Source organism: Bacillus proteolyticus (assembly GCF_001884065.1).
GTDB lineage: Bacteria > Bacillota > Bacilli > Bacillales > Bacillaceae_G > Bacillus_A > Bacillus_A proteolyticus.
The window spans coordinates 1-14,212 of sequence record NZ_MACH01000109.1 but is presented as its reverse complement, the minus strand read 5'-3'; the positions used below and the strand labels follow the sequence as shown (position 1 = coordinate 14,212).

General features: G+C 33.4%; 15 protein-coding genes and 5 pseudogenes. 11 read left to right on the top strand and 9 right to left on the bottom strand.

Annotation, left to right across the window (positions count from 1 at the left end):
• The first annotated feature begins 112 nt into the window (after window positions 1-112).
• The gene (locus BAQ49_RS18895; RefSeq protein WP_071746631.1) at window positions 113-679 is read left to right on the top strand and encodes a hypothetical protein; all 567 of its coding nucleotides are present in this window, start codon (window positions 113-115) and stop codon (window positions 677-679) included.
• Window positions 680-1,128: 449 nt separating this feature from the next.
• Here the strand turns inward: BAQ49_RS18895 and BAQ49_RS18890 are convergent, their stop codons facing one another.
• Entirely contained in the window at window positions 1,129-1,347 is a 219-nt protein-coding gene (locus BAQ49_RS18890) for a hypothetical protein (protein WP_071746629.1), read from the bottom strand.
• 560 nt (window positions 1,348-1,907) lie between these two features.
• On the opposite strand from BAQ49_RS18890, the gene BAQ49_RS18885 reads away from it, so the two are divergent.
• On the top strand, window positions 1,908-2,414 hold the full coding sequence (locus BAQ49_RS18885; protein ID WP_071734884.1) for a GNAT family N-acetyltransferase: 507 nt from the start codon (window positions 1,908-1,910) through the stop codon (window positions 2,412-2,414).
• Between the two features lie 603 nt (window positions 2,415-3,017).
• On the opposite strand, the gene BAQ49_RS18880 is transcribed toward BAQ49_RS18885, so the two are convergent.
• Window positions 3,018-3,458 carry a DUF2269 family protein gene (locus BAQ49_RS18880; protein WP_078182012.1) on the bottom strand — a complete coding sequence of 147 codons (441 nt, stop codon included), beginning with the start codon at window positions 3,456-3,458 and terminating at the stop codon, window positions 3,018-3,020.
• Between the two features lie 18 nt (window positions 3,459-3,476).
• Window positions 3,477-3,827 carry an ASCH domain-containing protein gene (locus tag BAQ49_RS18875; protein WP_071734882.1) on the bottom strand — a complete coding sequence of 117 codons (351 nt, stop codon included), beginning with the start codon at window positions 3,825-3,827 and terminating at the stop codon, window positions 3,477-3,479.
• Window positions 3,828-3,976: 149 nt separating this feature from the next.
• Between BAQ49_RS18875 and BAQ49_RS18870 the strand changes: the two genes are divergently transcribed.
• Entirely contained in the window at window positions 3,977-4,252 is a 276-nt protein-coding gene (locus tag BAQ49_RS18870; RefSeq protein ID WP_244159121.1) for a helix-turn-helix domain-containing protein, read from the top strand.
• Between the two features lie 124 nt (window positions 4,253-4,376).
• Window positions 4,377-5,312: an ATP-grasp domain-containing protein gene (locus tag BAQ49_RS18865; protein WP_071746628.1), complete on the top strand. Its 936-nt coding sequence runs from the start codon at window positions 4,377-4,379 to the stop codon at window positions 5,310-5,312.
• A 334-nt stretch (window positions 5,313-5,646) separates the two neighbouring features.
• Here the strand turns inward: BAQ49_RS18865 and BAQ49_RS18860 are convergent, their stop codons facing one another.
• A complete protein-coding gene (locus BAQ49_RS18860; protein ID WP_071746627.1) occupies window positions 5,647-5,988 on the bottom strand; it encodes a YolD-like family protein in 342 nt (113 codons plus the stop codon).
• A 197-nt stretch (window positions 5,989-6,185) separates the two neighbouring features.
• Between BAQ49_RS18860 and BAQ49_RS34335 the strand changes: the two are divergent.
• Window positions 6,186-6,329 (top strand): annotated as a pseudogene (locus tag BAQ49_RS34335) (N-acetylmuramoyl-L-alanine amidase); the annotation flags it as partial.
• A 58-nt stretch (window positions 6,330-6,387) separates the two neighbouring features.
• On the opposite strand, the gene BAQ49_RS18855 reads toward BAQ49_RS34335, so the two are convergent.
• Window positions 6,388-6,723 carry a hypothetical protein gene (locus tag BAQ49_RS18855; RefSeq protein ID WP_071746626.1) on the bottom strand — a complete coding sequence of 112 codons (336 nt, stop codon included), beginning with the start codon at window positions 6,721-6,723 and terminating at the stop codon, window positions 6,388-6,390.
• Window positions 6,724-6,808: 85 nt separating this feature from the next.
• Here BAQ49_RS18855 and BAQ49_RS18850 point away from each other — a divergent pair.
• A pseudogene (locus tag BAQ49_RS18850) lies at window positions 6,809-7,027 on the top strand (zinc ribbon domain-containing protein); the annotation flags it as partial.
• 28 nt (window positions 7,028-7,055) lie between these two features.
• Here BAQ49_RS18850 and BAQ49_RS33670 read toward each other — a convergent pair.
• The 4 genes and pseudogenes from BAQ49_RS33670 to BAQ49_RS18840 all read right to left on the bottom strand — a co-directional run bounded on the left by BAQ49_RS33670 (window position 7,056) and on the right by BAQ49_RS18840 (window position 9,006).
• Window positions 7,056-7,163 (bottom strand): TNT domain-containing protein, encoded by a 108-nt coding sequence (locus tag BAQ49_RS33670; protein ID WP_165616063.1) that lies wholly within the window; start codon window positions 7,161-7,163, stop codon window positions 7,056-7,058.
• Window positions 7,132-7,266, bottom strand: a pseudogene (locus BAQ49_RS34330) (hypothetical protein); the annotation flags it as partial. The gene BAQ49_RS33670 and the pseudogene BAQ49_RS34330, both read right to left, overlap by 32 nt.
• Window positions 7,267-7,405: 139 nt before the next feature.
• Window positions 7,406-7,618: a DUF3006 domain-containing protein gene (locus tag BAQ49_RS18845; RefSeq protein WP_071746625.1), complete on the bottom strand. Its 213-nt coding sequence runs from the start codon at window positions 7,616-7,618 to the stop codon at window positions 7,406-7,408.
• A gap of 2 nt (window positions 7,619-7,620) precedes the next feature.
• Complete coding sequence (locus BAQ49_RS18840; RefSeq protein ID WP_071734877.1) at window positions 7,621-9,006, bottom strand: S-layer homology domain-containing protein; 1,386 nt, start codon at window positions 9,004-9,006, stop codon at window positions 7,621-7,623.
• 260 nt (window positions 9,007-9,266) lie between these two features.
• Between BAQ49_RS18840 and BAQ49_RS18835 the strand changes: the two are divergent.
• The 5 genes and pseudogenes from BAQ49_RS18835 to esaA all read left to right on the top strand — a co-directional run.
• Window positions 9,267-9,925: pseudogene (locus BAQ49_RS18835) on the top strand (IS6 family transposase).
• Window positions 9,926-10,036: 111 nt separating this feature from the next.
• A pseudogene (locus tag BAQ49_RS34145) lies at window positions 10,037-10,277 on the top strand (hypothetical protein).
• Between the two features lie 733 nt (window positions 10,278-11,010).
• Window positions 11,011-11,877, top strand: coding sequence for an Rgg/GadR/MutR family transcriptional regulator (locus BAQ49_RS18825; RefSeq protein WP_071746624.1), 867 nt, complete (start codon window positions 11,011-11,013; stop codon window positions 11,875-11,877).
• A 228-nt stretch (window positions 11,878-12,105) separates the two neighbouring features.
• Window positions 12,106-12,402, top strand: a complete 297-nt coding sequence (locus BAQ49_RS18820) for a WXG100 family type VII secretion target (RefSeq protein ID WP_002186998.1) — start codon at window positions 12,106-12,108, stop codon at window positions 12,400-12,402.
• Window positions 12,403-14,212: type VII secretion protein EsaA (gene esaA / locus BAQ49_RS18815; protein WP_244159120.1), on the top strand; the 1,810-nt coding region annotated here is incomplete at its 3' end.

Here is a 14,212-nt window from a genome sequence, read left to right as displayed (position 1 = left end):
TAGCCTAATAAATTAGAGTTCGATAGAACTCTTTACTTAGGAATCCCCCTCTTCTAAACGAAGTGAAAGTGGAGGTAGTTCAAGAGGCGGAAAAGGAAAAATGAGGGGAAATATGAGCAAAAAAAGAAAACGTTATAATCATTATGCTAAAAATATTAAAAAGAAGAGAAAGAGAGCGGATTCGAAACCAACACTTATTCAAAGAATGTTACGATTGACGGCGAAAATCTTATATGCCATCATTGTATTGTTTATTATTTCTATAGTTAAGTATGTGATACTTCCGGATTATTGGAGTGAACTTCCAGTTGAGGTTGCAGTCATTCCTTTTTTTATCTTGTATTTCCATCTGTTTGATGATATATGGCCAGAAGAAAATAGGAAGAATAGTAGAAGAAAAATGAAGGAAATAGAATCGAAACCAACATTTATTCAAAGAATGTTATGTTTGATAGCAAAAATTTCATATGTCATCATTGCAATTTGTATTTACTGCATCATATCTATATTTTTTGTGTCTTGGGGCTTTTTGGGGGATTTATTACTTGGGATGTTAATGATTGTTTTCATTGTCTTGTATTATCAGCTGTTTGTATGGCAAAACAAGAATGTGAATAGGAATACGAGTGAAAGAAAAAATTCTGGAGATAGTGATTCAGATTTATCATCGGGGTACTAGGATAGCAGTAACGGTTGTGATAATGCGAATGATAGTAACTTCCGTAACTTAGGAGATGATGAAAGAAATTCAAACATAAATTAGTTTGTAAATGTTTGGGATGCGTGAATTGAGAAATACATAATACGATTCTTTCTGCAATGAAATTAGACTATGTTATTCATGATATTAAAAGAGACGACTCAAAGAACAAGGGGCATCAAGTTTTTGAGTTGTCTCTTTTTTATCTTTAAATCACCGCATAAAAGTCATTTAAATTGGTAAACGTCAAGTAACTCAAAAATATACAACAAAGGTTGATTTTAGAGTTACTTGACGTTTACTTTTTAATCAAACTTTATTTCAAAGCTACAATAACACCACTTATCAGTAGTCCATGTATCTAGAAATCTCAAAAAGTCCCTTCAGATCTCTGAAGAGACTTTTTATTCATAAAACTATTAGAAAAGTTACTTAAAAGATTTTTTCCAATTTGAATAATAATAAATGAACTGAATTAATAAAGTTATTACTGCAATGCCAGTAAAGGTTACAAAATAAGTTAATCCCAATTCTAATAAATATATTACTATTAGCGCGTTAACTACTAAAGGAATTGAAGCTAAAACATTATAAAAACGTTTTTTATAAAAAAGATGATCTTTTTCATTTATATAATTATTGACCATAAAAATCCTCCTCGTACTGTCCACAAGTACATTATCTCTTTTCGAATATGTGTTACATATCCCATGTAAATTTAGCACATAATTTAATTGGACTTACAGATTGCTCTTCAACGAAAATTATACCTCATTTTTTGTAAAAAATATACAATTCAAACCTTTCGTAAAATATATAATGGAAACATCTGTTATACGAACGCATTAGAATAGTATAGTTATCTATACCTATGAATGAATATTATTATGATGTTGATATTGTTTTAAAGGGTTTTATACGAAATGAACAAATGGATTTTTTAGGAAGAGAAAATGATATACTATTTTATTTTCTTAATTCACGTAATTTTCGAAATTAAAATCTATGGATGTTAATATTTGTTATATAATATATTTGTCAAAGCATTACCCCTGTAGTTTCTAAGATGAACCTGTAAGATAGTTTGTTTGTCCCGTATATTCACCTTAAACAAAAAAACTTGTAGGGATTCCTACAAGTTCTTTTTGTTTTTCCGGTTAAATGTTGACTTGAAATAAAGTTACTATTTTTTGAGGGGGAAAAGTAAATGTTTGTAAAAGCAGAAAGATTATTAATACGAAAATTTGAGTTCAAAGATTGGCAAGCTGTCCATGAGTATACATCAGATATCAATGTTATGAAATACATACCCGAAGGGGTTTTTACTGAAGAAGATACAAGAAACTTTGTGAATGAAAACATTGGTGAAAATGCTAAGAACTTTCCTGTGGTATTAATAGATGACAATATCCTAATTGGTCATATTGTTTTTCATAAATATTTTGGTGAACATACTTATGAGATTGGTTGGGTGTTCAATTCTAAATATTTCAATAAAGGATATGCTTCTGAAGCAGCAAAAGCTACATTGAAATATGGGTTTAAGGAAATGAAATTACATAGAATTATAGCTACATGTCAGCCACAGAATACCCCATCATATCGAGTGATGGAGAAGATTGGAATGAGAAGAGAAGGCTATTTTAGGAAGTGTATACCACATGGAAATGAATGGTGGGATGAGTATTATTACGCTATTTTAGAAGAAGAATAGGGTTCTGGTGCAAACACTCCAAAACTTGGACATACTGATACTAGTACTCTAAAAAAGGAAGTGATTAGTATGGAAAAGTAAAATCTATTCTTTCAGGAATAGAAACGATGCATATCATTACAAAAAGGAATCCATAACGGGTTCCTTTTTTACACCCTTCAAAAGGTACACTTTTTAAACGCATAGCACCACAGCTCGATTCAGAAGCACATAGTAGCATCTTTCAAGAACCAAATAAAAAATAGTAGCTTAAGCCAAACGATCAGCTCACGCTACTATTTTTATTTATGTTGAATCTCTTAAGAATCTTAGTGTATGGATTGAATCATCTGGCGTAAATAATTTCTTCTTATAAAAGATTAATCTACGGGACAAAAAAAGATATATTAAATAAAATGATCAAACTTTTTTTAAAAAAATGAATGTGGGTAAAATGCCAAAGAGCTAAATTTTGATCAGACTTTTTTCAAAATTTAGCTCTTGTTTTTTACTGAAAAAACAATACGTCACACAAGGTTTTGATCAAACTTTTTTTAACACCTACACCTTGTTCCATGCCGCCTGGCGAATTCAAACGGCAAGCCGCTATTCGCCCTAGATCTATCACCCCTGCCACAGTGCAGGCTTTGTCACCATGAACCATAACATCGCCATTAAAAGAACAATGTAAATCCAAACAGAACGCCGCAACAATTGAATCAAGGCGTTCTTGTCTTGGCCCGTTTCGCTGAATTTCCGAATGGTCGGAGAAAAGGCGCGGGCCAGGAAAAATATTGAACTCGCCATGAGAATAAGGGTCATCACAATCCAAGGGGTCTTCCAAGTCCAAGGGCCCGCCAGTACAAGCAGAACCCCGGATGCAACCAGCACATGCCCGGCATGCTTGGCCAGCCTGACCGAAAATCGGAATACATCCAGATAAGCCTGCTGTGTTCGGGCCTCTGTAGCCCGCAATTTTTTGATGAGCGGAAGCAATACAAAAAACGGGCCGATGGATAAGATTACACTAAAAATATGTATATACAGAAGCAGTCGATATAACATGTCCATCCTTATATCACATTAACCTTCGATGAGACGGAACTCATGAACCCAAACTCTCATATTTGGCAGCCACGGCATGCCAGGGTGAAGAGACAGGATAGATTGCTTATATTCCTCCACATTCGCATAGCCTTCTTGACGGGCATGCTCATCAGTCAATTCGCCAAGTGACTGCGAATAGACCTTCTCCACAACATACCGGTGACCTTGAAGCTCCATCACTTCCCCGACATCCGCATATCTCCCGTTGCGGCGAGTAGCCGTTTTCTGTCCTGCAAGTACTTTTTCAATGTCCTCCTGAATCGTGATGAGACGTTCAATCGTACATGTTTTTGGCGGTAAAGCGTTCGTTTCATTTTGGTTTGTCATCTGGGTCACTCTCCTTTTTTCATTTAAGCATAAGCCCACTTTATCATATAAAAAAATTATTCTATATAGCAAGTTTTTACTTAATAGGGATAACAAACTTTTGATGTTATCCCCTTAAGGTAGACAGTGTAAAAAGACCATGAATACACATGGATGTTACACTTTTACTTGGAGGCGATTTTATTATGGTTAAAAAAGGGGATAAATTAAAGATACAAGTTGTAAAAAGTTATTTAAATGGTGAGGGTAGCCAATCAGCTATAGCGAAAAAATATAAGCTTAGAAGTAGAACACAGTTAATGAATTGGGTCCGGAAATATCAAAAAACAGGTGATATTTCAGACTTGCGGGGGCAAAATGGTTGTAATAACGGCTTAAAGAAGAATGTATTTATTCCATGCCGTGTATGTAGAATCCCTGAGTGAATCAGGGTAAGGATGGTGTTTCATTTTTTCTTGTATTAAGTTAAAATATTGTAAAATTATTATTTTACAGACTACTAAAAATAGTATAATTAATATAATCATATTTTAGAAAGAAGGTATTCCCTTGAAGAAGATTCACGTTATTCATGAAAACACAGAGTGGACAAGACATCTAACGAGAAGATTAGAAGAACTCGATCTTCCTTATGAAGAATGGCATTTGGACAAAGGGAATGTTGATCTTTCGTCTGTTCCACCGCAGGGCGTATTTTATAACCGTATGAGCGCTTCTTCTCACACAAGAAATCACCGCTTTGCACCAGAGTTTACGGGTGCGGTCCTTGCTTGGTTAGAGAGGCATAACCAAAAAGTGTTCAACGGAAGCAGAGCATTGCAGCTTGAAGTAAGTAAAGTCGCGCAATATATGGCACTGAATGCAGAAGGAATCCGGACACCTAAGACAATTGCAGCTGTTGGTAAGGAGCATATTATAGAAGCGGCAACGCAATTTGAAGGACGTCTATTCATTACGAAGCATAACCGTGCTGGAAAAGGACTAGGTGTTCAACTGTTTCAGTCTGTTGCTTCTTTACAAGAATACGTAGAAAGTGCAGCATTTGAAGAGCCAGTAGATGGTATTACATTAATTCAAGAATACATTCAATCTCCTGAGCCTTACATTACACGATGTGAGTTTGTAGGCGGGAAATTTGTATATGCAGTTCAAGTCGATACGTCTAAAGGCTTTGAATTGTGCCCAGCTGATGCTTGTCAAATTGGAGATTTGTTCTGTCCTGTTGGAGAGAAAGCCCCGGAAAAACCGAAGTTTCAAATTATTGAGGGCTTTGATGACCCAATTATTCAAAAATATGAGGCTGTTTTGGCTGCAAATGATATCGCCATCGCGGGCATTGAGTTTATTCGAAATGCCGATGGTGAAATTTTCACTTATGACATTAATACAAACACAAACTACAATGCTGACGCTGAAGCAGTTGTTGGAAAATACGGTATGCTAGAGATTGCGAAGTTTCTTGGTAGTGAATTAGAGAAAATATAATAGATAGGGAGAAAGCTGCTGATGAAGCAGCTTTTTTTGTAAGTTCAATTTGCGCTCAAATTGTTAATTTTATATTTAAAAATAAATAAAGGAAGCGCCATACATGCCTATCGACTTAAGATATGGATATGAAATAAAGCCACGATGTTTATAAGAAAGATGCGATGCTATATCTTTTCAATTAAAGAATTCTAAATGTGCTTTGATCAAACTTTTTTATGAAAATTGAACATCCATTCACAAAGAAAGACTCTATTTTCATCAATCTTTTTTCAAAATGGAGTCTTTTTGTGTAACACAGAATGTGGATTTGTAAGAGGTTTTTAATCAAACTTTATCTCAAATCAATTATATCCATAAATTTAAGGAAAATTCTGTTATAAGATGCATCAGTGCAAGTTATTAAATTCTTTATCGGATTTATGTCAGTTACAGTTACATATCTAGTAAGCAAATGACCATCTCTATAATAAGTAATCAATATCTTCTCTTCAGAAAGAAATGAACATAGTAACTTGTTTTCAATAATTTCTTGTTCGTCTTGGGTTAATGTAGGGCGCTCCACTTTTGTTTGTTTTTTTACAATCTTACCAATACCGATGAATTTCTTCGGTATCGAAGCGAATGGAGTCGGCTTAATCATTCCTATTTCTTTTGGTATATGTGTATAGTTCATGCTGTATCTCCCCCTAATTACTATTAATAACCGTATCATTGTATCATACTTTAAATATATTAGGATTATTTATGTAATTATAAAATAAATATTTAGAGGTTTTTAGCTCCTTATTAAATCAAACCAATTTAACTAAGAATGATTTATATATATAATAGGAGAAATTACTGTGGAGTCCCTTTGTAGGTAAGTGTGTTGTTGCTGGTTCTGTTGATACAGGATAAGGATTTATAATTGATGCGAAGATAAGTGTAAATGGTTCGTATCAATATAAAGTGCATAATAGTCATTGGCAAGTGTTCTATATTACGGCTAGTAATACGTATGTGAATGTGCGTTAATTCAACGGAAAAGGTCGCCTATTACGGGCAGTCTTTTTCGTGCTGTATGTAACATTATTTACTTGTTATTTTTTTCGATTGTCAATTTCGTGTGCTCATTTAACCAAATATCTATTAGATCTCGTAATGTAATAGTTTCTATTTCAAGAGGGATTTCATCTTCATCATACTTATTAAATATAGAAGTTCTATCTTTTCGAACATCTGCTCCAAAAATATTCGCACTTATTTTTTCATAATCACTTTTTTCGTTTAAAACTTTATCTACAGTTTCTGCTATCCAATCACCGAATTCAGATACCTCTACATTAAAAAAAGCTTCTAAAATATCGAATTTCTTTGGTAATCTAATAACTAAACTACCTGTACTAAGTAATTCAAATTTGTAATCCATATTATTTTCTCCTTCAAAAATTAAATTATCGACCTTGTCTTGGAAATGCAGAAATAATTTTAACATTTCAATTAAACTGGTGTAATGGTACGGCAAACAAGTCATTGTCGTATCGAAAACATTTGCTTCAAGCCAATTATGTTCTTGTTGTGGATATCAAAACAAAGACGTTAAAAATCTAAACCTACGTAAATGGGACTGCCCTTCTTGCCTTACACACCATGATAGGGATATTAACGCAAGTATCAATCTAAAGAATGAAGCGATAAGGCTTCTAACCGCAAGGACTGTGGAGATAGCCTAATAAATTAGAGTTCGATAGAACTCTTTACTTAGGAATCCCCCTTTTCTAAACGAAGTGAAAGTGGGGGTAGTTCAATAAACTCAGATTGTGTCCCCATTCCAGATTCACCAAACCATGGCGCAATTGTTCCGCCCATAGCGTCCTACAGGTTTAATCAATTCATAAACATTATACGGCTTTTTATTTGCTCCAGGAGCTAGTTCTCTTTGTTCATAAGGTATACCTTTAGTTGAAAAAAATGTCCCACCTTCTTACCCGTATCTATCAACTCGTTTACATTGTAAATATAAAATACAAAAGTGAATCCTATGTGTATGTGAAAAAGCCCACTCATAAGAGCCGGCTTTTTCACATAGATATGTTTAATTTAAAAATTTATTATTCAAATAGTTTATCTATTAAATTTTGAATTTCACGCTTTCTTTTGTCGGTTTCTTTCTTATCGATGGTATACTTATCATCCTCAATAATAAGAACGTCACCTTCTTTTGCAGAAGATGGGAGTTTGGATCTTGGCACATCAATTGTTATGCTTTTCAGTTCAATAACTGCCAATTCTCCTTCAAAACGGTCAATAATTCCTTTTTGCATAATTATCTCTCCGTTCTAACAGAAATATTTGAACCATCACTATCAATAACTACAGTTCCATTTAAATCTGTTCTATACACCTTAACAGACATTAAAGATAACTTTGCTAAAGTTTCTTGTGTAGGATGTCCATATCTGTTACCTGCACCGGCGCTAATAACGGCGATGTTTGGTTTGACTGCATCTAAAAATGGCTGAGAAGAAGAAGTCTTACTTCCATGGTGACCAGGTTTTAATACATCTGATTTTAAGTTTGACCCATGCGCTGCAACCATATCTTTTTCGCTTTTCGCTTCAGCATCGCCAGTAAATAAGAATGATTTGCTGCCGTGCGTTATTTTTAATACAGCGCTCCATTCGTTTAAGTCGTCACCATATTCTTTAACAGGAGCTAGGAATTGTGAGTTTAACCCGTTTATGGGTAAATTCAGGCCAGACTTTGCTTCTTTAATTGTTAATCCTTTGTCGGCTACTGCAGTTAAAAAGTCTTTAAATGTATCGGTTGTATGACTTACTTTAGGTGCATAAACATTTTTTACATTCATGGAATAAAGTACTTCATCTAAGCCGCCTACATGATCGGCATCAGGGTGCGTAGCAATCATATAATCAATGGTTTGGAATCCTAGTCCCTTTAGATAATTTGCGACTACCTTACCTTTGCCGTTGTTACCTCCGTCAATGAGGATAGTTTCTCCACTTGGAGACTTTATAAACGTTGCATCACCCTGTCCTACATCAATATAATGAACTTCTAAGTTGCCTTTAGGTTGAGGAAGAGTTGGACGGAAGCTTGGTTCTAATACGCGAGCTAAGAATGCAGCGAATTGCTCACGAGTTACTTTTAAGTCTGGACCGAATGTACCATCAGGAAATCCAGCAGTAATATTATTTTGAGCTAAAGTTTTGATATATTGATAACCCCAATGACTAGCTGGAACATCAGGGAAGTTTACGTCAGTACCTGTAGGTTTTAAATTAAATGTTTTGACGAGTACGACAGCCATTTCTGCACGAGTTAACGAACGATCAGGGAAGTAGTTTTTTTCACGTTGTACAATGTTATAATGCGCTAACTTATGTACAGAATCATAGTAATAAATACCCTTGGTTACATCTGAAAAAATATGAGTATAGCTAGCTGGCTTTTCTAAATTTAACGATAAATCTAACATTAATGCCATTTGTCCACGAGTTACATTGTCACTAGGATTAAAATATCCCTCCGGAGTACCATTAATAATGCCTTTTTCCGCTAAATAGTTAATTTCTTTATATGCCCAATGATTAGATGGGACATCAGGGAAAGATTTAGCACTTGCAAGATTAGGGATAAATAATGAAACAATCATTACAAATACCGCTAGTAATAAGCTAAACTTTTTCAAAAATATCGCCTCACTTTATATATTTTTTTAACCTATTTAACTTTAGCATTTCTTACAAATATTTCAAAGATTAATAGATCATTATGTAATATTTATTTTATCATTTTAGCCAAGAAGACTCCTGGTTCTGGTGCAAAAACTTAAGGACAACTGCAATGAATCTATAAATCTTGGACATACTGTTACTATTACTTTAGAAAGGGTGCGTGATTGGTATGGAAAAGGAAAATGTATTCAAATGGAGGCATTATTAGCCTGATATTATTTTGTTAACGGTAAGATGGTACCTACGGTACAACCTCAGTTTTCGTGATTTGGTGGAAATACTAGAAGAACGGGGTTTATCTATTTCTCATACAACGATTATGCCTTGGGTACACCAGTATGGTCCTGAATTGGACAAACGAATCCGACGTCACCTCAAACAAATGACTCTTGGAGAGTCGATGAAACATATATCAAAGTAAAAGGTCAATGGATGTACCTGTATCGTGCTGTTGATTCGAGAGGAAACACAATCGATTTTTGCCTAGGAAAAACAAGAGACCAGAAGACTGCAAAGCGCTTTTTCAAGAAAGCTTTGCGGTCTTTTCATGTTTCGCAGCCTCGTGTTATGACAGTCGATAAGAATCCAGCTTATCCTATAGCAATTGAACAGTTGAAAAAAGAGAAAAGCATACCTGATGGTATGCAACTTAGACAACAAAAATACTTGAATAACATAGTAGAACAAGATCATCGCTTTATAAAGAAGCGAATCCATTCTATGCTAGGGTTCAAATGTTTTGACACAGCTACATCCATTCTTTCTGGAGTAGAAGCTATGCATATGATTAAAAAAGAACAGATTGATTTACGGGACCAGTCTGTCCAAAACCAGAAAAAATTCATCCATCAATTGTTTGGACTGGTAGCATAAGATACGATTCCGTTAGGAATATATGCGCTTTATTCTCTTTTATTTTATTTTTGCACCAGAACCGTATTATTTATATATGGAATATTTTGTTTGTACGAAAGGGATAACTTGATGTTTTTGCAAAAATATAGGGGTTTGATTCTAGGGATAGTTGGTGCTGTTATAGGGGGAATATCCTGGGTTTATCTTAAAGATTTAGATTATATATAGGGCGTGTCTTAAGTTGTTTTCTTTAACATTGATAATTATAGGATGGGTTATTGCCTGTAATTCGAACCATTTCTATAATGTTGGAGTTTCAACTAAAAGGCATCAAAAAATAAGTTTGATAAGTATTAATTTAACAAGTTAATACAAAATGTGCTAATATAGTGATAAAAAGGAGGTAAAAGGAAAGAAAAGGAAAGGAATACATCTCCATATCTGCTTTCAATATTTGGATTAGGATTGTTTTTTCCAGTTAGACATGGTTTATTAATATTTTTAGCATATTGGAAAGATGAAGTGATTTTGTCAAATAACCTAATTTTATTTGCAATAGGAGTATTATTATTAATTGTTAATTATTTCAATGATTTTTAATAAGCAATGTAGTAAAGCAAAACAAGTATAAATTTATCTAGAATCTAAAAATCTACTTGTTTTTTTATAAAAAATCCAGTTTCAAATCACGTTGGAAATAAAAGTAAGTCTATGACCTGTTTTTACATATATCTCGGCTGTACCCCAGCATGATATAAAATATAGGAATTTGGTTATTTCATTTTATCATGAAAAAATGATGGAGGAAATTCTGGTGTATCTTATTAAAAAATGATCTTTTCTATGTATTTTTTTGTTTTGCTTAAATGTAAATGACACTATTGTTTCATCCATCAGCGAAAAATACATAGGTTCTGGTGCAAAATTATTCTATAAAGTGATTATTATCCACCACCACATAGTAACAACTCCTTTCATTGCTTATTAAAAAATAATAATAAGAGAAAGGCAATTTTTTTGAATGTGTAGCGTAATAAGTGATTTTTATCAAAATACGACACATATTAGTCGGATAAGAATCATTCGGAAGGGCGAGATGTTTTATGGAGATCGGAGAACTTATTGATTATACGAGAAAACAAAAGGGACTAACTATTAAAGATGTTTGTGGTGATTTTGTTAGTAGATCTGTTTACAACAGATTTGTAAATAATCGTGCAGATACTAGTGTTACAAATCTAACTTATATGCTTTCTAGAATTAATGTATACTTTGATGAATTAAAAGCTTTTGATTACCCAAAGGATGTAAATGTAATCAGTCAGATTATGGGTGAAATAAGAAATGCTTTTATGAAGAAAGATGTAGAAGAGTTAATAAGGCTAGAAAGTCTTTGTAATCTAGTTAAAGGGCGAGATGGAATTAAGTATGAACATCTTTCGAGTTTATGTCAGTTGCTCATTGCTAGATTAAAAAATGAAACTCTTGAAACAAGAGAAACTAAAATTTATCAATATTTAATAAACATGCAGACATGGACTCGCTATGAACTAGTTTTATTCAACAACTGTATGTTTGCATTTACGCCTGAATTTATAGAAATCACCCTTGAAAAAGCACTTTTGGGAATCAATCATTACAAAGAATTTAGAGATGGAAAAAGTGAATGCTTTAGGATGTTAACAAATGCAATTATTTTCTTTATCCAGCACGATAGGATGAACCTTATATGGAAATATATGGATAAAATGAATTCATTTTCACTCGAAGAAGAAATGTTTTTTGAAAAAAACCTAAAATTAATGATTAATGGTATTTGGGAATGTTTGAGAGGAAATAAAAAAGGTGAAGAAATGCTAAAAAAAGCACAGTTGGTCTGTAAATATATAGGTGCCGATAATTATTACAAGATGAATGAAGAATTAATTGAATTTATAAAACAGAAGTACGAAATTAAAATTTCTACATAAGGTTTATATTTTTGGGGAGGTTGTAATTATTAAATTATGACCTTCCTTTTTCTATTTCATTTATTATTTTATGTTTATAATATTGCTCCTTCTTTCTGTGTGTCATATAAGACACGTGTGTATATAATGAGAGGCAAAGAAAGAAGCTCGCTTGGTCCAAGATTTAAAATAATTTTGAATTATATTATATTATCCGTAAGGATAGTTAGAAAACAAGGAGATGATATTATGGCAGGAGCTATTACGGTCACACCCGAACAACTAAAATCTCAGGCGAAAATATATCAAACGGCCTCTTCACAAATTGAAGACGCTATTCGTAAAGTGAATTCTATGAATTCAACGATTGCCCAAGAATGGCAGGGGGAAGCTTTTCGAGCTTACTTGGAGCAATACAAACAGCTTGAAGGTAATGTGAAACAAATGGAAAATTTATTACAAAGTATTCATATGCAGTTGACCAAATATGCAGATACAGTCGCAGACCGTGACCGTCAGGATGCAGGTTCGTTTGGCTTAAATTAAGTGTTTAAAAAAGGGGTCAGTGCAACTCATTGTGCTGACACCTTTTTTAATTTATCTGAAAGGAAGAAATGTATTTTGATAAAAAAATATCAGAGTTATTTTCCATTACTCATCATTATACTTGGTGGATTATTTCTTATTTTGACTTTCACTTATTTTGGTTTTAAAGATGATAATGTGTACCGGTCTACAAATCAAAAAGTATCCAAGGTTCAATATGTTTTAGTGAATGAAGATAAAGGGGCTGTTTTTGAGGGGAGGAAGTATGAACTAGGTGCAGACTTTGTTACTCTGATTAATCAAGATTCCAAAAAAAGTTGGCAGACGGTCAGTAGGAATATTGCTAATGCAGGAATTGAGAATGGTCAATTTGATGCAGAAATTATTATTCCTCAAGATTTCTCCGAACGTCTTTTGTCCCTTCAAAGTATAGCACCAGAAAAGGCGACCATTAATTATCGTGTACGTAAAGGGCAAAATGAGATATCCAATCAAGCCGTTCAAACACAAGTAAATGATATTTTGAAAGATTTCAATCAACGAGTTGTGCAGATGTATTTCTCAAGTATTGTAGGAAATTTATCAGAAGCCCAAATAAATGTTAATAAAATTGTTGGAGCAGAAACTGATGCTAAGAAATATCTGATGACAAATATTCAAGATCCATTTAAGGAGTTGTCGGGAGGATTTAATAATTTATCAAATGTTTCGAGTATTCTTGATGAAGATAATAAAGGTTTTCTCTCGGAACAACAAGCATTTGTATCATCCGTAAAAACTCTAATGGATGATAATAATAAGAGCTTAGAAGCAGGCAGTACCTCGACAAAAGAAGCCAAAAAATCAGTTAACGAAAATATCGATAAAACAAATGAAAAGTTAAAAGATTCCTTAAAGCAATTTGAGGATCAATTTAACCTACAAAAAAAGCAATTTGAGGATCAATTTAACCTACAGAAAACGCAATTAGAAAACCAACGGCAATCTGATTTATCGGGATATAAAGCAAAATATGATGGTTTGAACCAATCAATGTTTAAACAACTAGGAAACTTTTATACACCGGCAGCAGGTGAAGTGAATTCATCTGGGGTTTATACGGAATTCTTGCTAAACGCCAAGCTATTTCAAGAAACACAAACTGCTCGAATTGATGAACTAAAAGATGAAATTAAGCAATTGCAATCGCAAGTTGAAACTCTTAATGATTTAAGAAAACAGATTGCACAAACTTATTATGGAAGTGCAGAAAAAAATCCGGATACAGCTTCTGAGGAGGATATTAAACAGGCTATTGTGAAACTAATGGCTGATTCAAAAGAAAATAAAGTTAATTTAGATAATCGTTATCGTCAAATGATAGAAGAAAGTCTACCACAAATTCCAGCAGACACTTTAGAAAATCTTTTACAAAAGTTAATTGCTGAGAATATTATAACTGATTCTCAATCTAAAAAATTCCAAGATGAGCTAACTATAGTTCGGCGTTATGCGAAAAATTTTGAAAAAGAAATAGGAAAGGAAGGAAACTTTTCCTATCTAGAAGCTAAACCTGAACATAACGCTATAATTCCTATAAATAGTAGGGAGGTCACTATATCTATTGATCCAACAAAAGATAATAGAATCTCTTTGAAGACAGACCATACAGAACAAGGAAGTTTAGGAATAAGAAATTTGACGGATCTTTTACCGGTGTTAAAAACAGAATTGGATCAAAAACTCAAATCATATGGGTACATTTCTGAGTGGAGTGAAGTTTCTAATCATGAATTCAGTATTTCATTGAAAAAGAACCCCACAGAACCAG

Coding starts and splice junctions, on each gene's coding strand:
- BAQ49_RS18895 (WP_071746631.1), top strand. CDS start 113: ATGAGCAAAAAAAGAAAACGTTATAATCATTATGCTAAAAATATTAAA.
- BAQ49_RS18890 (WP_071746629.1), bottom strand. CDS start 1,347: ATGGTCAATAATTATATAAATGAAAAAGATCATCTTTTTTATAAAAAA.
- BAQ49_RS18885 (WP_071734884.1), top strand. CDS start 1,908: ATGTTTGTAAAAGCAGAAAGATTATTAATACGAAAATTTGAGTTCAAA.
- BAQ49_RS18880 (WP_078182012.1), bottom strand. CDS start 3,458: ATGTTATATCGACTGCTTCTGTATATACATATTTTTAGTGTAATCTTA.
- BAQ49_RS18875 (WP_071734882.1), bottom strand. CDS start 3,827: ATGACAAACCAAAATGAAACGAACGCTTTACCGCCAAAAACATGTACG.
- BAQ49_RS18870 (WP_244159121.1), top strand. CDS start 3,977: ATGGATGTTACACTTTTACTTGGAGGCGATTTTATTATGGTTAAAAAA.
- BAQ49_RS18860 (WP_071746627.1), bottom strand. CDS start 5,988: ATGAACTATACACATATACCAAAAGAAATAGGAATGATTAAGCCGACT.
- BAQ49_RS18855 (WP_071746626.1), bottom strand. CDS start 6,723: ATGGATTACAAATTTGAATTACTTAGTACAGGTAGTTTAGTTATTAGA.
- BAQ49_RS33670 (WP_165616063.1), bottom strand. CDS start 7,163: ATGGGCGGAACAATTGCGCCATGGTTTGGTGAATCTGGAATGGGGACA.
- BAQ49_RS18845 (WP_071746625.1), bottom strand. CDS start 7,618: ATGCAAAAAGGAATTATTGACCGTTTTGAAGGAGAATTGGCAGTTATT.
- BAQ49_RS18825 (WP_071746624.1), top strand. CDS start 11,011: ATGGAGATCGGAGAACTTATTGATTATACGAGAAAACAAAAGGGACTA.
- BAQ49_RS18820 (WP_002186998.1), top strand. CDS start 12,106: ATGGCAGGAGCTATTACGGTCACACCCGAACAACTAAAATCTCAGGCG.